At 39.0% G+C, this 20,829-nt stretch carries 21 protein-coding genes; 10 read left to right on the forward strand and 11 right to left on the reverse strand.

Features of this window, described 5'->3' with window-relative positions; translation table 11 throughout:
• The first annotated feature begins 82 nt into the window (after positions 1-82).
• Positions 83-274, forward strand: coding sequence for a hypothetical protein (locus ACO05G_RS03190; RefSeq protein ID WP_421764655.1), 192 nt, complete (start codon positions 83-85; stop codon positions 272-274).
• A 13-nt stretch (positions 275-287) separates the two neighbouring features.
• Positions 288-497 (forward strand): SiaC family regulatory phosphoprotein, encoded by a 210-nt coding sequence (locus ACO05G_RS03195; protein WP_421765703.1) that lies wholly within the window; start codon positions 288-290, stop codon positions 495-497.
• Positions 498-584: 87 nt separating this feature from the next.
• On the opposite strand, the gene ACO05G_RS03200 is transcribed toward ACO05G_RS03195, so the two are convergent.
• From ACO05G_RS03200 to dinB, 4 genes are all read right to left on the reverse strand, one after another.
• Positions 585-734 carry a hypothetical protein gene (locus ACO05G_RS03200; RefSeq protein ID WP_421764656.1) on the reverse strand — a complete coding sequence of 50 codons (150 nt, stop codon included), beginning with the start codon at positions 732-734 and terminating at the stop codon, positions 585-587.
• Between the two features lie 41 nt (positions 735-775).
• Entirely contained in the window at positions 776-988 is a 213-nt protein-coding gene (locus ACO05G_RS03205; protein WP_421764657.1) for a hypothetical protein, read from the reverse strand.
• Between the two features lie 207 nt (positions 989-1,195).
• Positions 1,196-4,243, reverse strand: a complete 3,048-nt coding sequence (locus ACO05G_RS03210) for a DNA polymerase III subunit alpha (RefSeq protein WP_421764658.1) — start codon at positions 4,241-4,243, stop codon at positions 1,196-1,198.
• The gene (dinB, locus tag ACO05G_RS03215; protein ID WP_348284778.1) at positions 4,185-5,390 is read right to left on the reverse strand and encodes a DNA polymerase IV; all 1,206 of its coding nucleotides are present in this window, start codon (positions 5,388-5,390) and stop codon (positions 4,185-4,187) included. Before dinB ends, ACO05G_RS03210 begins: the two co-directional genes overlap by 59 nt.
• A gap of 138 nt (positions 5,391-5,528) precedes the next feature.
• Between dinB and ACO05G_RS03220 the strand changes: the two genes are divergently transcribed.
• From ACO05G_RS03220 to ACO05G_RS03245, 6 genes are all read left to right on the forward strand, one after another.
• On the forward strand, positions 5,529-7,457 hold the full coding sequence (locus ACO05G_RS03220) for a YfiR/HmsC family protein (RefSeq protein ID WP_421764659.1): 1,929 nt from the start codon (positions 5,529-5,531) through the stop codon (positions 7,455-7,457).
• Positions 7,450-7,824: a response regulator gene (locus tag ACO05G_RS03225; RefSeq protein WP_421764660.1), complete on the forward strand. Its 375-nt coding sequence runs from the start codon at positions 7,450-7,452 to the stop codon at positions 7,822-7,824. Before ACO05G_RS03220 ends, ACO05G_RS03225 begins: the two co-directional genes overlap by 8 nt.
• Before the next feature lie 68 nt (positions 7,825-7,892).
• Positions 7,893-8,261, forward strand: coding sequence for a response regulator (locus ACO05G_RS03230; RefSeq protein WP_348284775.1), 369 nt, complete (start codon positions 7,893-7,895; stop codon positions 8,259-8,261).
• Between the two features lie 105 nt (positions 8,262-8,366).
• A complete protein-coding gene (locus ACO05G_RS03235) occupies positions 8,367-9,653 on the forward strand; it encodes an oxygenase MpaB family protein (RefSeq protein ID WP_421764661.1) in 1,287 nt (428 codons plus the stop codon).
• 11 nt (positions 9,654-9,664) lie between these two features.
• On the forward strand, positions 9,665-10,342 hold the full coding sequence (locus ACO05G_RS03240) for a DUF6989 domain-containing protein (protein ID WP_421764662.1): 678 nt from the start codon (positions 9,665-9,667) through the stop codon (positions 10,340-10,342).
• Positions 10,343-10,368: 26 nt separating this feature from the next.
• Entirely contained in the window at positions 10,369-11,709 is a 1,341-nt protein-coding gene (locus ACO05G_RS03245; RefSeq protein ID WP_421764663.1) for a sensor histidine kinase, read from the forward strand.
• Here ACO05G_RS03245 and ACO05G_RS03250 read toward each other — a convergent pair.
• Entirely contained in the window at positions 11,684-12,295 is a 612-nt protein-coding gene (locus ACO05G_RS03250) for a hypothetical protein (RefSeq protein WP_421764664.1), read from the reverse strand. The two genes, ACO05G_RS03245 and ACO05G_RS03250, sit on opposite strands and share 26 nt — an antisense overlap.
• A gap of 161 nt (positions 12,296-12,456) precedes the next feature.
• On the opposite strand from ACO05G_RS03250, the gene ACO05G_RS03255 reads away from it, so the two are divergent.
• On the forward strand, positions 12,457-13,173 hold the full coding sequence (locus tag ACO05G_RS03255; protein ID WP_421764665.1) for a hypothetical protein: 717 nt from the start codon (positions 12,457-12,459) through the stop codon (positions 13,171-13,173).
• Between the two features lie 27 nt (positions 13,174-13,200).
• Here the strand turns inward: ACO05G_RS03255 and ACO05G_RS03260 are convergent, their stop codons facing one another.
• Both ACO05G_RS03260 and ACO05G_RS03265 read right to left on the reverse strand, forming a co-directional pair.
• Positions 13,201-15,813, reverse strand: coding sequence for an ABC transporter permease (locus tag ACO05G_RS03260; RefSeq protein WP_421764666.1), 2,613 nt, complete (start codon positions 15,811-15,813; stop codon positions 13,201-13,203).
• Between the two features lie 23 nt (positions 15,814-15,836).
• On the reverse strand, positions 15,837-16,175 hold the full coding sequence (locus tag ACO05G_RS03265) for a PadR family transcriptional regulator (protein ID WP_421764667.1): 339 nt from the start codon (positions 16,173-16,175) through the stop codon (positions 15,837-15,839).
• A 170-nt stretch (positions 16,176-16,345) separates the two neighbouring features.
• Between ACO05G_RS03265 and ACO05G_RS03270 the strand changes: the two genes are divergently transcribed.
• A complete protein-coding gene (locus ACO05G_RS03270) occupies positions 16,346-16,864 on the forward strand; it encodes a hypothetical protein (protein WP_421764668.1) in 519 nt (172 codons plus the stop codon).
• A 4-nt stretch (positions 16,865-16,868) separates the two neighbouring features.
• Here the strand turns inward: ACO05G_RS03270 and ACO05G_RS03275 are convergent, their stop codons facing one another.
• From ACO05G_RS03275 to ACO05G_RS03290, 4 genes are all read right to left on the reverse strand, one after another.
• A complete protein-coding gene (locus ACO05G_RS03275; protein WP_421764669.1) occupies positions 16,869-17,534 on the reverse strand; it encodes a flavodoxin reductase in 666 nt (221 codons plus the stop codon).
• 93 nt (positions 17,535-17,627) lie between these two features.
• Complete coding sequence (locus tag ACO05G_RS03280) at positions 17,628-18,512, reverse strand: dienelactone hydrolase family protein (protein WP_421764670.1); 885 nt, start codon at positions 18,510-18,512, stop codon at positions 17,628-17,630.
• A 67-nt stretch (positions 18,513-18,579) separates the two neighbouring features.
• Positions 18,580-19,632, reverse strand: coding sequence for a DUF4407 domain-containing protein (locus ACO05G_RS03285; protein ID WP_421764671.1), 1,053 nt, complete (start codon positions 19,630-19,632; stop codon positions 18,580-18,582).
• A gap of 84 nt (positions 19,633-19,716) precedes the next feature.
• The gene (locus ACO05G_RS03290) at positions 19,717-20,796 is read right to left on the reverse strand and encodes a serine hydrolase domain-containing protein (protein WP_421764672.1); all 1,080 of its coding nucleotides are present in this window, start codon (positions 20,794-20,796) and stop codon (positions 19,717-19,719) included.
• Between the last annotated feature and the right edge of the window lie 33 nt (positions 20,797-20,829).

The following is a 20,829-nucleotide window of genomic DNA, read 5'->3' on the forward strand; positions in this document are numbered from 1 at the left end:
AATCTTTTCAAACCCGAAAATCACTCTCACACAGGCTTCCTCATTTTCTGACTTTTGAATTATCAAACAAACACACAAGAGAATGAATGCGCAAATGACTACTTCATACGACTCCTACGAAACGTCTCCGTTGCAACTGGTAAAAAGTGATCTCAAATATTTTAATGTACAATACTTACGAACCTTGAATCTGACACAGCAACTGGATGGAGTATTACAGATGATGCTTGGATTAAATATTACCAGTTACTGGCTGACATTGAATCTCAAATGATTCACAGTGATGAATTGACAGTCTATTCCAAACTGGAACTTTTCAACACGTCTTCAGCCAGAACATTTTAAAAATTATCAACAGGCTGAATAAAGCGTATGCAAACGGAAAGAAGGTGAAGATCTACTGGAGTTCACAAGTGGAGAATGAAGCTGAGACGATGGATGCAGGTTTAGAACTGTCAGGCTTATGTGATTTCCCATTCAAAATATATGCTTGCTGAGCAGAGACACTACCAAAACTAAAATTCACCTTTTCCATGGCTTACTTCCAAGCGGTAGAAGTCGAATTCATATAGTGATTATGTTTACTATATCTCAGCAATGATCATCTCAGATACTGCTTTATACACATTGAGTTTATGTTTAGTTACTTTAGACATTAATCTCGCTGCTCCTCTAATGAGTATGTTGTCAGAAATTAAGATTATTTTTTCTGTTTGCGCACTATATCTGTCCATGCAATCCATCCACCTTTTTTTTGCCGAATTATCAAATCCGGTCATTCCTTGACAATCCCAAATATGAATAAATTTTTTTTATCAGGATTTTCATCACAGTATTTAGACCACACATCGGTGGCTGTTACTGAATCTAAATCAGTGAACTTGTTTTGAAATCCGAAATGTAAATAGTCTTTATTGTTTTCTTGAAAGTTCTTAATTTCAATGGTCTCTTCCCTTAGGATAGATTTAGTACTTTCTGATTTTATCACTTGAATAAAGATTAAATGATTTTTGTTTAATACAAGTAATAAAGTTCGTTTATATCGAATAAATATTATCAATTGATAATATTTATTCGATGAACAAAAAAAATATCATGTTTATATCTGCTTTTCTCTCTTCAAAAAAAATCTCATTACAAAGAGTTGAATGCGTAATTGAGATTGTAATTCAGTATTGAATACCTTTCAAAACAATTACCTTGATACTGCCCGAATCATTGTCTTCGATTCATCTTCCAGATTGATAAAATTCACCTTTTCCATTCGACTGACTTCCATGCTATAGAAATCAAACTCTTCCACCACCTTGCCAATCAAGCGATAAATACCTTTACCACGAAACGGATACTTAGAGGCCGATTGAGGAAAATGTACCGTGTCAATAAATTGTCCTTCTTTATCAATAAAAGTTCCGAAATTCATCCGTTTCCCACTTGATGTGCCGGTATTTTTAATAGTGACCAGGTAGCCATACATCTCTACTTGTTGATTTTCATATCGTGCCAGATCTTTTGCTAATATCCCTGTTTGATCTAATTCAATTAGGTCGAAGGGGTTACAAAGTGGAAAGCCGAGTAAGTCCATTTCATCAAAAGCGTCTTCTCTTTTATCGTGATGTAGAGGAGGAAGCGCCCATTGCTTTATGGGCATTTTAAAAAGCCCATTCTTCACTTTACTTACTCCTGCACCCAAGGTAAAATGAACCTGCCAAAGGATGTCTTTTTTGGAGCCAAAACACCGTAATGCACCTACACGAACCAATAACTTAATCTGTTCCAGTGATATTCCTACCCGATTAATGAAATCATCCAGATCCAGAAATTCTCCGTTCTTTTCCCGCTCCATGATGATGGCATCAAAAGTTGTGTGATTCAACTCCTTCACCATGCCAAATCCGAGGTAAATTGTCTTTCCATAAATTACCGTAAGACCCTCGCTATGGTTTACACACGGAGCTTCTATCTGTGCTCCACTCATGCGCGCCTCATGCACATAAAATTCTGTTCGGTAAAATCCTCCTCCATTATTTAAAACGGCAACCATGTATTCAAGTGGGTAGTACGTTTTAAGGTAAAGTGCCTGATAGCTTTCTACTGCATAGGATGCGGAGTGACCTTTAGCAAATGCATAGCCAGCAAAGCTTTCGATCTGACGCCAGATATCTGCGGACAGTTCATAAGTGTGTCCCAGGTCTTTACAGTTCTGAAAGAATTTGTCTTTCACCTTCAAAAATTCATCACGTGATCGGTATTTTCCGGACATCCCTCGTCTCAGCATATCCGCCTCACCTAAATCAAGCTTGGCAAATAAATGAGCTACTTTGATTACATCTTCCTGATAAACCATCACCCCGTATGTATCCGGCATGATGTCTCTCAAGACAGGATGTGCGTCGTTCCTTCGTTCCGGGTGCCGATAACGTAAAATATATTCTCTCATCATGCCTGACTTTGCTACCCCCGGACGGATAATGGAACTAGCGGCGACAAGTCCAAGGTATTCATTGACCTGGAGCTTTTTCATGAGCATTCGCATGGCAGGTGACTCAATATAGAAGCAGCCAATTGCGTCTGCATTTTGCAGTCGGTAATTGAGTTTTGCATCATCCTTAAAAGATTTGAAATTGTGGATGTCTACTTCAGGATCGTCTGGACAGTTTTTTCGGATCACTTCCAGTGAATCCCTGATTTTACCTAATCCACGCTGACTCAAGATGTCAAATTTGAACAGGCCAACATCTTCAGCGATAATCATATCAAAATGTGTGACCGGATAGCCTTTTGGAGGTAGAGAGGTGGCCGTAAAGTAGTTAATGGGTTTGTCTGCAATGAGTACACCTCCGGCGTGTATGCTCAGGTGGCTTGGGAAGTCTATCAGTCGTCGACTGTAGCGATGGATGAGTTGACCAATATGGTCGAGTTCCTTCTCTTCACTGCGAGATACTTTTTCAATTTCATGAGGAGGCAATCCAAACACTTTACCTAACTCCCGAACGATGGCTCGTTGCTGGAAAGTGCTGTAAGTAGCGAGCAGAGCCACCTGCCCTTGTTTTCCGAATCGTTCAAAAATGTAACGAGTGATATCATCCCGGTCTTTCCAGGAAAAGTCAATATCGAAATCAGGGGGATTTTGGCGAAACAGGTTGATGAAGCGCTCAAAATACAGGTCAAGGTCAACCGGATCCACATCGGTAATCCGGAGCAGATATGCCACCACACTATTTGCGCCGCTTCCTCTTCCCACGTAGTAGTAGCCCATCTTTCGAGCATATTGGAGGATGTCCCAGTTGACCAGAAAATAAGAAACAAAGCCTTTAGATTTGATTAGCTCCAGCTCCATTGATAGTCTGTCTAAAATTTCTTTTTTGGGATTATCCCCGTAGCGGTAAGGCAAACCTTCATTGCAGAGCTGAGTAATTTTTTCAATGTCTTCTTCTGCTGATTTTCCATACATTTTCAGGTTCTGATGATTGATAGGATCATTGAATGTAAAATCGATGGAGCATTGTTCCAGCAGGTTCTTGGTGTTGACGATGATCTGTGGGTAGTCTTTATAAAACTCGAACAGCTCACCGAGTGGATACATCACATCACCCGGATCTCCTTCTTCACTTTTGGGTAGCTTGCTCAGGAGCGTATTCTTATCAATAGCCCTTAAGAGTCGATGCATATTGAACTGAATCTTGTTATTATCTTCTCCTCGATGGAAGGAAACCGTTTGTAAAATGACAAGCTTGTTCAGGTATTTGATCCACTTGGTTCGTGGCAGTTTGATGATGTCCTGAGGTCGAATGCCTAGAAATTCATTTTCCTCAAGGTTAAACTTCAACGACGAATGGAATGGATAAATGGTAAATACTTCCTTAAAAAGGGGAGCTCTATCCGGGATATCTTTTTTCTCATGAAGGTGATGAGATAAATATTCATTGAGTTCCTGAAATCCCCGATTGTTTTTAGCTATTCCGATAAATTGTTGTTTTGCACCATTTCGAAAGTCGATTCCTAAAACAGGTTTGATGTCATACTCGGAAGCTAATCTCACGAAGTTCAGACACCCGGAAGTGGAATTGATATCAGTCAATGCTAATTGCCCCACGCCAGACTGCTGCGCAGTAGCTAACAGCTCTTTTTCGGAGAGTGTCCCGTATTTAAAACTATAGTAGGTGTGGGTGTTGAGGTACATTTCATGCCACCTTTGAAACTCTGGAATCTCCTTTGAAAGGATTAAACGTTCGTATGGCATTTACGCCAAGCGATTTGGCTCTGAGCACAGATCGGTCGCCATGCTTTTTTCTCAGCCAATCCATCTCCTGATAGAGATTGATAATTTCCCCGGTATCTTCAAATAGGTTAATTTGATAATTCCCATGCACCAGACTACTAAACCGGACCCCAACCAGACGTACTAATAACCTTCTGTCATACAATTTTTCAAAAAGCTCCAGTACCCTTGGAATCAGAATGTGATCTGCTGAAGTGTATGGAATCCTAATTTGCTGCGTGTAAGTATTGAAATCTGAATACCTAATCTTGACTGCTATGCAAGCGGTAAGCTTGCTTTCATCCCTGAGCTGGTAAGCGAGGTGTTCAGTCATGGCAAGGATGATGGTTTTAAGTCTTATAACATCTGTCGTATCCTTATCAAATGTTTGCTCAGTAGAGATGGATTTTCTGTCGGAATAGGGGATGACTGGTGAATGATCAATCCCATTAGCTTTTTCCCACATTGCAGCACCATTTTTTCCAAAAATCTGGACTAGCATATCTTTTGGCATTTCCTGAAGTGTGTACACCTTTCGTACACCAAGCCCACGAAGTGTTTGATAGGTTTTTTCACCTATCATAGGGATTTTTTGCACGGATAGGGGGGCGAGAAAAGGCTTCTCTTTTCCAGACTCTATCCAGATCTTATTATTGGGTTTGGCCTCTCCTGTGGCTACTTTAGAAACTGTTTTATTAATGGAAAGTCCAAATGAAATAGGCAGGCCGGTATTCTTTATTACTCTTTCTCTCAGCTCAGATGCGAGCTTGAAACATCCAAAAAAACGATCCATTCCCGTCAGATCAGCATAAAATTCATCAATTGATGTCTTTTCAAACACAGGCACTTCTTCCTGGATGATTTCACACACATCCATTGAAAACTTGGTGTAATCAGCATGACTTCCCTTTATCACTATGGCCTCCGGACAAAGCTGAGTTGCCAGTTTCATAGGCATGGCTGAGTGTATTCCAAACTTGCGGGCTTCATAACTACACGCTGCTACCACTCCTCTATCACTTGATCCGCCAATCAAAATAGGCTTTTTGTCCAATCGACTATCGCGTAAGCGTTCTACAGACACAAAAAATGTATCTAAATCCATGTGTAGGATGAAAGAATTTTCCATAAATCAAAATTACTAATATTTTTAGTAAAATGTATTTCTATGTTAATTCGTTATTTATCTAATCATGCACAGGACTTATCTAATTGCTTGTATGAACCCACTGAAAATAACTATCTTTCAAGCTGTCACCAGTCTGTAATGAAGGTTAGAAAAAGAATAATAGTTTTACTTGTAACGCTTTTTGTGTGCCATTTGGCAGATGCTCAAACAGATCGTCAAAGGCGACTGGTAACAAATACGTATTCCTTCATTCGGAATATTGAATGGCCACCCAAGAACGCTCCATTCAAAATTCATATTATCACCACAGATAACGGACTAAAGAATGAGTTCAGATCCACAAGTCAAGAGCTTAAGCTGGCAGGAAGAAATGTGGAGGTGAGTTTCACAGGCTATGTTATTATCCCGCAGGGAGCAGATGTCATTTTTGTAACAAATACTTATAACGCAACGATCCCTACAGTTCTAGATCGTATAGGTGGTCAGCCAGTGTTACTAATAACCGACAGGTATGATAAGCAGCGTGACGTGATGATCAACTTTTTTAATGAAAATGTGGCAAAACTCACCTTTGAAATTAACCGTGCCAATGTGAGTAATCAAGGCCTGAAGATAAAGCCTGGTATGAATGAACTCGGTGGATCTGAAGTGGACTTAGCTAAAATATTTAAGCAGGTCAGAGATTCTGTTCGGGCGATGGAGTTGAGATCGGAAGCTTTGAAGGTGAGGTTTGATTCAATGAATTTAAATCTTGCAACGGCTTTTGGAATTTACAGACAGCAAGAGGCACTCATTGATGCAAGAGAGCGTGAGATAGCACAAAAAATTGTAGAAATAGATAACCAAAACAGTCTATTAGATAGTCTTCGAGATGAATTTGCAGCGTCAGAAAAGAGGTTAATTGATTTGACCACCATCTTGACTTCCAGAGAGAACGACCTTGCCGTTTTGACGGAGGAGATTTCAGTTCAAAAGGATAATGTGGCGGCTGGGAATAAAATTTTGGCAGAAAATCAAGACAGGATTGCAAAACAAAATGAAGAAATCGCGCTGCGGGAGGAACGTCTGGACGAAATGTCGACAGTTGTTGATTCTCAGCAAAGTGCCTTAGTGTTTTTAATTCTATTTCTGGTAGCACTGGGAGGGTTCTCATTTTTAATTTTGACGGCATATCGAGCTAGAAAAAAAGCAGCAAAAAAATTGGCAGAACAAAAAGAGGATCTTGGACGTCTCCTCGAGGAGCTTCAGGAAACACAATCCCAACTGGTGCAGTCTGAGAAGATGGCCTCACTGGGTGTGCTTACCGCTGGCATTGCTCATGAAATCAATAACGCGATCAACTTTGTTTACCAGGGTATACATGTACTGAGTGATAAATTTACTGAAATAAGACCTGTCATATCACATGTAACAGAGCTCAAAGAGGAGGATGAAAACCTGAAAGGTTCAATTCAGAATATCGTAAAAGAGCGAGAAGAAATAGGTTATGACGAAGCACAAGGCGTTATTGATCAGATGATATCAAGTATTAAGGTAGGAGCAGAGCGTACGACTGAGATCGTAAAGGGCTTGCGCATTTTTTCTCGCTCAGAAACTGAAAAGAAAACAAAAATTGATATTCATGGCGACATAGATGTGGCTTTATTACTATTAAATAGTAGACACAAGGACGCAGTGAAAATAAATAAGCATTTCACGGAAACCAATCTTGAAATCGATGGGTTTAAAGGACAGCTTAGTCAGGCCTTCTTAAACATTATTAATAACTCACTGGACTCAGTTACTCAAAAGGGGGGTGATGGAGAAATCAACATCATTACTTCCATGAATAGAGAAAGCGTAGAAGTGAAAATTAAAGATAATGGTGTGGGTATGTCCGAAGCTGAGCAACAAAAAATATTTGATCCATTTTATACAACCAAAAAAGTGGGAGCAGGCACTGGGCTGGGGCTAGCTATTACTTATGGGATTGTAGAAAGACACGGGGGCACCATCACTGTAAATTCTGAAGTAAATGAAGGAGCAGAATTTACAATTAAATTACCATTAGGCACAGAAAATGAATGAAAGTAAACCGTCATTAATTTACTTAGACGATGAAGAGATTAACCTTATTCTCTTTAAGGAAATGTTTAAAAGAGATTTTGATATAGTTACCACTACATCACCACATGATGCTATTGCCCATGTGAAAAATCATGATTTGGACTTTATCCTAACAGATCAATTGATGCCTACGATGACAGGTGTAGAGTACTTGAAAGAGCTTAAGCAACTGGGCGTTTCAAATAATTCCACGAAGGTGATTATTTCAGGGTTTACTCAGGAAGGAGAAGTGGATGAAGCACTTTCTACTCGATTAATCGATCATTTTGTAAGCAAACCATGGTCATATCAGAATTTAAAAAATCTTTTGCTCAGCACTGAAGTGTAATTCGTCGAAAATGGATTTAATTGTTGTCCAAACTAAATTAAATTTGTGATTCAATCATGTTGAATAAAATGAGCGACCCCAAGCCAGCAGTTATATATTTAGATGATGAAGAAATAAACCTCCTTTTATTTAAGGAGATGTTTAAAAAAGACTTTGACGTGTTTACCACCACCTACCCGGAAGAAGCACTCGAATTCGTAAAAAATAATAATGTCAAGTATGTTTTTACGGATCAACGTATGCCGATTATGTCGGGGGTTGAGTTTCTAAAGGAAATGGCCTCCATGGAAATCACCACTGCTCCCAAAAAAGTAATGATTTCAGGTTATGCGGCAGAAGGAGAGGTAAGTGAAGCGATCCAGACTAACCTCATTGACCGGTTTGTGGATAAACCCTGGACCTACCAGGGATTAAAAGAAGTTATCGGCGCTATCTAAATTTTCTTTTTCCGAATTCATGACTTACTGTGTTATGAATACCGCTTTTATCAATTCGGTAAAGATGTTAGATTACATGAAAATCTAACCAACCTTACCAAACGAATGAGTACGTCTTTTGATAGCGCGACTATTACACCTGACCTATTGAATCAGTTTAGAAAAGTAACAGATCCTGTTGCAGACGGTACAATACAAAATATCATAAATGCTGGGGAGAAGGAGCAAGTAAATCAAGTCATGAGGCTCATGTTCCAGAATCAGAGCTTCGAAAAAGGAATGTTCTCATCTCTTGGAGCAGGCCTTTCCACGACCCTCGACAGCTATATCGAAGAAACAGCAAAATTGCCAGAATGGGCAGATTCAGCTAAAATCAAAGAAGGAGAAAAATTATTTTCTCTCTATGGACCAGAGATATTTATGTTGTTAAATGTTAGCTCTTTGCCTTTGTGCTATACCTGTGCAAAAGGTGCTAAAGTGCTATTTGATACGGGAAGACTTCTTTCACATAATGGAGATATTGATCCGCTAGCGAGGAGGCTAATGGAGACTGCCCAAATGGTCGTTAATGTGTTAGCAGAGGGGGGGCTTTCGGCTGGTGGGCGAGGGGTGGTAACCATTCAGAAAGTTCGATTGATTCATGCCTCTATCAGGTACTATTTAAAGCATAAGCAATACAATAACAAAGAATGGGATACGGATAAGTTCGGAGAACCTATTAATCAGGAAGATCTTGCGGGAACATTAATGTCTTTTGGACCAGTCATTATCTCAGGTCTGAAGAAGTTGAATGTATCCCTTACGGATGACCAGATTGATCATTACATGCATTGTTGGAAGGTGGTGGGGTATTTAATGGGGATAGAAGATCGACTGTTGCCCAACACATATGCTGAGGGTTTTGATTTAGCCACTAAAATATTGAAACATCAATCTGCTGAATCAGAAGCGGGAATTGCCTTAACGAATTCATGCATCCAATTCATGAATTATTTAGCCCCTGGAAACTCATTGAATGAAGTACCGGCCTATTTCATAGATTTTTTCCTGGAAGACTTTAGTGAATCCTCTGGTGTTGATCTTTCAAAATGCATTGGAATTTCGGAGAGAAGTGATCGAAAGGATCGCATTATCCTTAGCATTTCCAGGTTTATAATTGGAAAAATCAGCCATCTGGAAGATCACAAGTTTGTTCAAAAAGTGTCATCCTATTTCAATAGGATACTATTAAAAGGAATTATCCATCATTTTAATCATGGAAAAGGGGTGCAATTCTATATACCGCCATCTCTACAAAAAGACTGGAATTTGATGGATAATTGGGAGAACTCCCTTGTTTCTCCGGAGATTCTGAAAAGGAGACTCGCAATCCAAAAAAAGACAGATGACTAACCTAACCTAAAATGAAAAATATAGATATTCCCGGCCTAGATCGACGGACTACCATTGTAATTCTTGCCTCCTCAGGAGTATTGATAGGATGGTCACTAGTTTCGTCATTACTGAAAAGTGGACCGATATCAGCGAGCATTATAACCTATGGACTATACGCATTTTATTGGTTCTATGCTTTAAAATTCAAAAATCCGCTAATTCAAAGACTACTTGTTTTTGGCACGATTGCCGGAATTCTTGAATTAGCGACTGATCATTACCTCGTCGATACTATTGATAGTCTTGTTTATTCGGGAAATGAGTTAATGGTTTGGAGTAGCCCCATGTATATGCCTTTTGCATGGTCAAATGTTTTGCTTCAATTAAGTTTTGTTGGCGTGCTCCTAACAAAGAAAAAAGGCCTCCTTGTTGCTTCCATTATTCTTTGTATCGCAGGTGGGATGTACATACCATTGTATGAACATTTGGCAAAAGATGCCGGATGGTGGTGGTACCATCAAAACGTAACGATGATTTTTAATGCACCAGTCTATATTATCGTTTGTGAAGCTTTAATCTCTCTTTCATTACCTCTTTTCGTTTCGTATGCAGAACATCACAAACTGCAGCGTACGGTCTACTTAGGAATCCTTGAAGGAGTGTGGATTTTGGCAAGTGCCTATATTGCTTTCACGATTGCTCATTAAAGCTTAGTTTTAACTAACATAGCCCTATGAATTTCTCAAAACTTGTAGATTTTTTTATCCACCCCTCGTATCACAAGGATACACTTGAATTGAGAAAGGCACGACTATTTGTTAGGTCAGCTTTACTGACCAGTCTTTTCTCAAACTCATACATTTGGTTTAGCGTCCTTTTTGAGTTTGAGCTTGCAGTATATCTCATGATCTTTAATGTTCTAGGGTTTATCTGCCTGGCGCTTTTGGTCAAAACAAGAATCCCCATTCTATTGATTGCTAATCTTTATGTACTGGTGGGGGCAACAGCTGTTATACTGCTTGCATATTATTCCGGTGGAGTATGGTCAGCGCTGTACCCGTGGATCATATCCATACCGGTTTTAGCACTTCTTGTTGTGAATCGAATGTATGGCATCATTTGGGGGATTTTATCATTCATAGTAATGCTTTGGTTTGGCTGGTTGGCTATTAAGGGTGTGGAACTTCCGACCCAGTATAATACCGAAATGAAGACCGAGTGGTTTGTTTCTGTACTCCCGGGTCTTCTACTGATTATTCTGGTTATTTCTGTTGTTTTTGAGTCTGTGCAGACTAAAGCGTTGAACGATTTAAACATAAAGAATCAGCAGCTTGAGGAACAAAAAGAAACAATTGCTGATCAATCAAAGAAACTGGAAAAGCTAATAGACGATAAGGATCACATTATTCGCATTCTTGCCCATGATTTAAAGAATCCACTGGCAAACATTACGACAATCTCAAATATCCTAAAAGAGGAAAGAGAATTGGATCAACAACGAAAGTTTATTGCTATGATTGAAAAAGTCTCTGCTCAGGCGCAGGGCTTAGTCAATAATGTATTGGACATGGCTACCATGGATCAGGGTGCGATACGATTAATACCAGAGGTTTTAGATGTAAAAAAAGTCGTTCAAGGAGCTGTAGAGACAATGTCTGAACAGGCAAAGCAAAAGGATATAAAAATCACCGTAACTGGACCTGTGGCAATGGTAAATACGGATCGGACCTATTTATTATTAATTCTTGAAAACCTGATATCTAATGCGCTGAAGTTTTCGCCTCAATCTACCAAGGTAGAAATCAGCATTGCTGCCGATGATCATAAGGTTCAAATTAAAGTGATGGATGAAGGACCGGGAATAAAACCCGAAGAGGAAGATCAACTTTTTGAAAAATTTTCTAAGCTAAGTGCGCGCCCCACGGGGCAAGAGAGCTCTTCAGGGTTAGGTCTTTCGCTAGTTAAACGATATTCAGAGGAAATCGGAGGAAAAGTATGGTATGATAGAGATGCTTCAAAAGGGGCAACATTTGTATTAGAATTACCTTCTAGTAAACATAGTGTTGATCAGTAATGTGTTCCACTACTGCATCGATGAACTCTTTTTTTACCACTACATTTTGAGAAGGATTCAAAATCGTGCTTGAAGCACGCCAAATGACGGTCTCTTCGTTCTCCTCGTGTTTTTCTTTCAAATCATAGAGAGTTGCGATCATGAAATACTTATCAGGTCGCTCGTAATACTTGGAATTGTATGTATGGAATGACCTTCTTCTGAAATACATCTTTTTAAATTTGTTATAATCATCAGGCATCATGTAATCATCATCGTTCTCGTGCAATATTTTGATTACCAATATGGCATCTACCTTGTTCTCAATAATAAGGGTGGTGATACTGTCTTGATTATGATCTAATTCAGTTACTTCTTGGGGGAAAATATTTAACCCTTTGACTGCATGGAATCCAGCTTTTTCAAGCTCGGTTACTGCCTCATCCTCATAGGATTTTCGGGTGGATAAATCATGTGATAATCCCATAACCACAAGCTTGTTGAAATGTGTTTTTTCATACGGATGTCGTTTCCATTCTTCATCAAAATCAGAGGAACATGAGAGGGATGTCAGGATTATCGCGGCGGTGAGAAGTCGATTAATCATCTTACAATATAAATATTATCTGATACAGATTAATACATTTAAGATAACTGTTGTAACCAGCTGATTTGAGGAAGTAATTTAGATATCTAGGTAGGGTTTATTATTTTATTCACGTTTTTTATTCAATGTCTATTTTGAAAATTTGTCATAGCGTAATATTTATGAAACGCATTTTCTTTTATTTGGCAGGTTGCTTTTCAATGATCCATGTTTACTCACAGGATGTACTGGAAACAGAAAAGTGGATCAAGTTTTTTACTGAGCGACCCTATCTCGAAAAGGCCCTGGAAATTAATGATGAAACTTTCTGGGATGTGGATGAAAAGTATACGTACTACACTGCCTATCCGGTATTATTTATTTACAATGATGGAGGTACAAGAGAAATTCAATGGTCATATTCGGGGCTAGCCAGTTTAATCAACAAGAAGGAATCACTTAAGGATATGGATTTCGAATTATATGAAAAAGCAAATGTGGCTTACATTGTTTTTGATGGGTATTTATTTAAAAATCCGGAAGTGGAAAATGCAGTAGAGGGTGATTTTATGCTTGTTTATGAGGAAGGGCCGATTAGTATCTATCGAGAATACTATACATCGCCCATTACCAGAGATAATATTTCCTCCGCATTTGCGATCTACAAGGAAAGTCAGCTGGATGATACTTTCTATCTGGGAAAATTTGAAAAGAAGGCCTCAAAGCTTGTGGAAGACTATCCAAGGCTTGCTAAAAAAATTAAGGATAAAATAATTGGTTATCGAAATGAAGAGGATGATATCATCCGAATAGCGCAGGAATATAATGCACTAGTAAAGGAGAATAATCCCTATAGATATGAAGACCATTATTTAAAATTCTGGCAAAGACGATTTTAAAAAATTCAGTATAAAAACTACCTTATCCTACTCATACCTTAATGTACTGACCGGATCAGAATTTGCAGCTTTTAGTGATTGACTACCTACTGCAATCAGTACCATAGCAAGCGAAACCATGCCGGACACTACGAATATGATTGGGCTGATATTGATTCGATAGGCGAAATCCTGGAGCCATTGGTTAGCCAGAAAGTAACCTGCCGGAATGGATAGTGTGAATGATATGCCGATCAACAGCAGGAAGCGCTTACTGATTAAAAGAAAAATTGATTGAATGGATGCACCAAGCACTTTCCGAACACCGATTTCCTTAGTTCGTTGTTGTACTGCAAATGATGCTAAACCAAACAATCCTGAGCATGCAATGAATATTGCGAGCAAGGTGAAATACCTTGTGGCACTTGCCAGTCGCTCTTCCTTGACGTACTGCTCCTGAATTTTATCATCAAGAAACGTGAATTCAAAAGGCCAGTCGGGAATGACAAGATCCCATGCAGATTCAATTTGACCAAGTGTTTTCAGTAGATTATCTGTTCCTGCCAATTTGATACACACCTCACTGCCAACGCTGTTTTCAGACATGCGAAAAACACTTGGCAATATAGGATCATAAAGGCTTTCAAAGTTTGCATCAGCCAGGATACCCACTACCTTAATCTTTTCTGGCTCATCGGCTCCACCTGGTAGAAAACTCAACGTTTTGCCGATGCTTTCTTTGTGTGTCCACCCAAGGGCCTTTGCAGCAGATGAGTTAATTAAAACGCTTGATTTTACGTCTGATGAAATGTTTCGATCGAGATTTCTTCCTTCAATGACTTCTAGATTAAACATATCGGTGAAGCCATCTCCAACCCATTTAATACCAAGCGAATATGTATCTTCATCTTCACTACCTACAACCTTAAAAGTATTGGTATACGCAGATGTGCCGGCTATATAGCCACGGTGCATATCTTTCACTGTCGGGATGGCAGCCAACTTATTTTCAAAAATCTCGAACTGATCTTTTGAAAGGTTACGACCATGTCTCAAAATAAGCATTTCCTCCTTGTCGAAACCTAGGTCTTTGTTGCGGAGATAGTCCAACTGATCGCTTACTACCAAAATGCCAATGAACAAAAGATTGCACACTACAAATTGCCCAATAATCATCATTCTGTTAAAACGCTGTTTAGACTTATTCAGATCAAATTTCTGCACCGTATTAATTCGAATGACTGACAAAGAAGGTTTGAGTATAGATAACATGGCGATTAGCAAAACCAATCCTATGGATGTGGCAATGAATGGCACGTCACTAAAGTTGATCACTAATTTTTTATTCATAAACTCATTGAAGAAGGGAAGTGTTGACCAGGAAATTATGATGGCAACTAAAGCAGCAATGCTTATTAGAATAAATGATTCAGTTAGGAATTGGGCAATTAGTTGATGTTTTTCTGCACCCATGATTTTGCGCAACCCCAACTCTTTCAATCGTTCGTTAGCCTGGGCTGATGTGAGATTGATAAAGTTGATGCAAGCAATGAAGAGAATGAGTAGTGCCACTGCACCAAATCCATAAATCTGAGCCATGTTGCCATTAGCTCTGGCCTCAGAGGACTTGTCTGATTTGAGATGAATGTCATACAAAGGCTGAACCTCTAGTGTAAATCCTTGTTGATCTTCCGTGTTTATATATGTGTCTGCAATTGCTTGTATTTTCTTTTCGAAAGTGGGAATATTCGTTTCCGACGAAAGGTATGCATACACCCAGGCAGCAGCCCAGTTCCAGTCTTTTTCCAGGTCATAGCTGTCCTTACCCCAACCCATCCAGCGTTGACGCTGAAGCTCAATCGGTAAAAGCACGTCAAATACGATATGTGAGTTGTCGGGAATATCCTTCATAACAGCCGTGACAATCAAGTCATCTTCATTTTTATAGCGCATCACTTTTCCCATTGGATCTTCAGTTCCGAAGTACTTTTTAACTATTTTTTCTGTTAGAATAATACTTCTAGGATCCTTAAGAGCGGTAGTAGGGTTTCCGGAAACGAATTCAAAATCGAAGACTTTAAATACATCGGTTTCAGCAAAATAAATTCCCTCTTCCGTGTATTTATGACTACCATATTCGAGCAATGGAGTATCTCCACCCCAGTTGTAAAATCTAGCAACATTGATCACTTCCGGATATTCTGATAGTAAAACATCCTTGATGGGAAATGGCAGTTTTGCAGCTCTTCGCGTTGTATTTGGTGTTTCTAATTGATAGGACACCCTGACAATGTTTTCGCCTTTTGTGTGAAAGCGATCGTAGGACAACTCGTCTTTAATGAAGAGCGCGATAAGGATAACCGCTGACAGCCCGATGGCTAGTCCGATGATATTGATTGAAGAGTAGGTAAGATGCCTTCGCATTACACGAAAGCCAATTTTGAAATGATTTATAAACATATTGGTAGAGTTTGCAAATGGATTAAGTCGATTTTTTCGCACAGCGAAAGGCTGAAAAAAGGTAAGTACACTCAGGAAATAAAGGAAATTGGCCTGTACCGTTGACATTCGAGTTCTTCTTTCAGCGTACGATACAAGTAGATCCCCTTCAATTGCTTCACAGAGGTCTTCCCTGCAGAACCAATGAAAGACTTTCATCATCCACTTTGGGGGATAGGGCTGGCTCACGGTTTACCTCCTTCCCAAACGACCTGTGGAACATTGTCCCACATTTTGTTTCGTAATTCACGAGATGTGGCTAACACTTTTTTACCGGCAGCAGTCATTTCATACAGTCGTTTTCTTCGACCTCCACGCTCAGCAGTTGCTCCACCCATTTTTGATGTGAGGTAGCTTTTATCTTCTAATCGAACCAAGACTTTGTGAACAGAGCTAATCATCGGTTGACGCCCGCTTTGATTCTTCAGCTCTCTTTGAATGGCCAATGCGTGTGCATCATCATTTAGTATACCAACGGTCAATAAAACAAGTTCTTCAAATTCTCCCAGGTAGGTCCCTTTCATAATAATATTAGTTTCACCTTTGTCTATAAACTGAAAATAATAAATAAAGTTACATGAATGAGAGAATTTCTTTCACCTTTGTCTATTTACTTTAATTTCTTTTCAGGTGGGTAAAGCATTCAATGAATTGTTACTAAAGTCAACGAGCAAAAAATCTATATCTTAGTTTTATGATGAAAAAATTACTACTTGTATTTTTGATGTTGTCAATGTTGAACTCCTTTAGCCAGAAAAAATTCAACATCGTTCAAGTCATTGATAACCTGACGGTGAGATGGGACGAGACAGCTATAAAGCTGAAAAATTATCAGGGGATTCAGGAGTTTTGCTTAACTGAGAACTACAGGCTAAAAACCATTGACTTATTAGATGCCATCCATCATTGGGATACTACACTCTATTTTATTGTTCAGGAAAAATTTGACACCAGTCAAGATAAAGAGGCTGCTGCTACGTTGGAAGATATTGAAAAGTTAGAAACAGAATATTCGACAGAAAATTTCAAACAATTCATTACAACGGAGTGTGGTGCCTTGAAAATTATTCAGGATTCTTTTGATAAAGAAACCGTCAAAAAATATGAGAAGGATATTAAAAAATTTGAAAGAGAATTAGTTAAGTATATTAATAGTATCACCTACCGAATAGATATCATTGATGAGCATATTCATCACCTGAACTTTGATTGATTATCTATTTCTCGAATACTAGGGCATCTGTATTAGCCCCCATTTTCTGTAAAAGCTCGCTGATATTTTTTACCATTTTGTCAGGACCACATATATAGAATTGTTGCGAATAACCTTCTAAATGTATTTTTAAAAATTCCATGTCTATGTGTCCGTACTCATGACCTTCTATATTTTCTCTTGACAATACAGAGATAAAATTATCTCTAAGCATATCTTGGAAAGCTGACTCAAGGATCACGTCTTTTCCAGTCTTATTAGCAAAAAGTAATTTATTTCCTGTCAATTCATTTTTACTCGCAAGCTCTCTAAATATCGAAATGAAAGGTGTAACTCCTGCTCCTCCCGCAATAAAAGTGCCTTTGCCTTTATAAGAGATTGCTCCCCAGCTATCTCCAATGATCAGAGAATTACCGGTTACTAAAGAGCCTATCTCATTGGTAACACCATTATGATCCCTATAGGACTTTATAATAAACTCCAGATGATTATCGTCTGGAAGTGATGTGAAGGTGAATGGACGTTTTTTGTCCGTATATCCAGGAAGGTTGATCGCAACCTCAGTCGCTTGGCCTGGCTCGAATGAATACCCTTCAGGTTTCTTAGTTGTGATTCGCTTTACATCATGTGTTAGGGAGAATATATCTGTAATTTCAACTTTGTATTCCATTGGCTTGAGCGATTATATGCCTAATTAAGCGTTTTTGACCCAAATTGTTTTGAGAGGTATTCGACCTTTTACCTATTCAAACCTTTATAAATGCTACTTTAATTGTTCCTTAAAAAAATCAATTGTCCTTTTCCAGGCCAACTCAGCCGCTTCCTTGTCAAACCTTCCAGTTGTATCATTGTGAAATCCATGATTGGCATTCGGATATACATAGGCAGTGTATGCCTTATCGTTTGCTTTTAAGGCTTTCTCATAATCCGGCCATCCGGCATTTACCCGTGTGTCCAGCTCGCCAAAATGAAGGAGGAGGGGAGCCTGAATATTAGCAACCATTTCATCATCTGGTTGTCCACCATAGAACGGAACAGCTGCTTTTAGATCAGGTACTTTCACCGCCATCATGTTAGAAATCCACCCACCAAAGCAGAAGCCCACAACGCCGACATTACCGGTACATTCAGGATGATTTTTCAGGAAATCAAATGCTGCAATAAAATCTTCCAGCATTTCATTCCGATCTCGTTTGCGTTGCATGGTTCTTCCGTCATCATCGTTTCCTGGATAGCCTCCTAACGGTGATAGGGCATCCGGTGAGATTGAAATGAAGCCTGCCATGGCTGCTCTTCTCCCAACATCGGCTATGTGTGGGTTCAGCCCCCTGTTTTCGTGTACAATCACGATTCCAGGTAATTTGCCCTTGGCATCTTTTGGACGTGAAAGCTGAGCTTTGATGGTACCACCACCTTTTGGAGAAGTGTATTCAACAGTCTCGGTATTGAGTTCCGGGTTATCCTGAGCTATTTGGATAGCATCATAATCCGGCATAATGGAACTCATAAGAGAGGTAAGCGTCAAGCCACCTACTGCATAGAGTGAAAGTTTTTCAATGAATTCACGACGCTCCATTCGGTTATGGGCATAGTCATCATACAATTTGAATACCTGCGGATTTATGTCCTTGTTGTCGATCTTTTTCATATTGGGAGGCCTAGTTTGTCTTTCTTAAAGATAAACGATCATAGCAAGACCACCATTTTTGGTGAGTCTAAGTTTTCTCCAAACTTAGCTGTAGGCGATTTCGGACATAGTCAATTTCATCTTGTGTCAGACGCGCAGAGCGTTTCTTTATGATTGAATTCACTTTGGCTAAATCTTCATAATATGCCGCTTCAAATCCGTATTCTTCCTTCTTCAAGACAAAGTCATAAGGACCTCTTTGTGAGATAAGTTTTACAAAGACAGGTGCGGTTTCTACTGCCAAAAATAAAAGCATAATGAACCAATGGGCCGCCCATATGGCACTACTTTTAGTGGTCAATCGATCAAGGGCTTCTATGCGTGAGGCCAGACCGGTAAGTTGACTTTCTTTTAGTTCTGATAATGTTGACTTTTCCTGTGCTTCAATTTGAGCGAGCGTATTTTCTTTTGCAGCGATTTGTGCTCCATTGGTTGCAACGATTGCTTCAAGTTCTTGCTCTACACGGTCAGCATCGGCCTTTTTTATTTGATAAATGGGACCTGCATTTCGCTGTTTAGACCCTCCGGTTCCATCTGCTTCTTCCTGGGCTATTTTACGGAGTTCATCTCTTTTTTTGGCTTTATTATCTATTTCGTCTTTGAGGGCCAGTAGTTCTTTATTGAGCCTTGTTCTTGTATCGCTGAATCTTTGCTTTACTGTTTGTTCTTGCGCTGCTAAATCTTCTTGTATCATCAATGAAATCTCTGCTTCTACTTCCTTTTCAAAGATTTTTAGCTCAAGTGGTTTTGCTATGACTATGGAAATAATGATAGCCAGGACAATCCGGGGAAGGGCACTCAGCCATTCCTGTCTTGGTTCATCATTTTTCCGCATACTTGAAACGATAAAACGGTCCAGGTTGAAGATCATCAGTCCCCAAATAATTCCAAAAAAGGCAGCCGCTAGATAGCTATCGAAGATGGTGAACAAGGCATATCCACCCGCGAGCGCAGCAAATATTCCTGTGAAGAAAATAGTTGCACCAATGCCTACGTATTTACTGGATTCAGAGGGGCAATTTTGAAGGATAGATTTATTTACTCCGGCACATAGCCAGAAAAATTCTTTTAAGCGATTCATAAAAATTTCAACGCTGAGGCTATAGGAATGTTATATAGCAGCTAAAATCAAACCAACTCTGAAATATTTTTTATAAAAAATTGATTATTGCTTGGCTCTCAATACCTCATCAATAAGCATGAAACTTTGTTGAGGCTTAACTCGGCTACCCATCCATTTTTTGATAATGCTTCCTGGATCTGCCCGAAATACAATTACCATATTTTCATCCGGAATAAGAGCAATGTATTGACCGCTTTTTCCTCTAGCCATAAATTGATTGTTTTTTGAATCTATCCACCATAGATATCCATAGTCATAATACCAGGCCTCACCTGTTGTGGTTTTCAGACTTAGGCTTTCATCAATCCACTCAGAAGAAATAATTGATTCACCTTTCCATTTTCCTCCATTCAAATATAACAATCCGAATCTAGCATCATCTCTTGCTGATGACTCGAATGTGTATGCAGGATGCTTACTAGCACTGCCGTTTTCATATTTAGTATTTTGAAGATTGAAATCTTGCATGCCAATTTGATCTGAAATATTTGTTTTAAATGCTTCAAATAAATCATTCCCAGTTATCTGCATATAGATTGATCCTAAGGCATTGAAGTCCCAATTGTTGTAATAAAAAAATTCTCCGGGCTTTTTACTTTCTCGAGGTGGACGATCTTCTTTTTGTCTACTCGATTCATGATTTGCCGGGTGATAGACTCCTGATGTAGATGTAAGTAGATGTTCAATGGTAGCTTTTTTTTCATTAGTGGAAAGCTCATCTCTGTCAGTAATTCCTAATGAGTTGAGCGTAGCATTCATGGATAAATTTCCCTTATCGTACTCCATGCCTAATAGGCTGTTCAAAAAAGATTTCCTTATTGAGAAGTTTGGGATGTTAAGCTTTGTATCTCCAAATGAAGCAATTACGTACCCATTTTTGACAATTATCATAGCATCTCCACCAACCTCTTCAAAAGATTCTTTCACCAAGTTTAATAATTCAATAGAGTAGCCGAAATTTTCAGGAGAAGCATATGTCCATTTTTCATCTGGATAGACCATTTCATCTCCAGGACTCTTTTCAATTGTTTCAAAAAATTGATTGGTACCTTCCTGTGAGATACTGGAGCGACACGAGCAAATAAGCACGAAACAAAGGAATGTTATTTTGAACAAATTCATAATGGTATTTTTTGAGTTTATTCAAAACTCTAA

Source organism: Ekhidna sp., assembly GCF_965227465.1.
In the GTDB taxonomy this organism is placed as follows: Bacteria; Bacteroidota; Bacteroidia; order Cytophagales; family Cyclobacteriaceae; genus Ekhidna.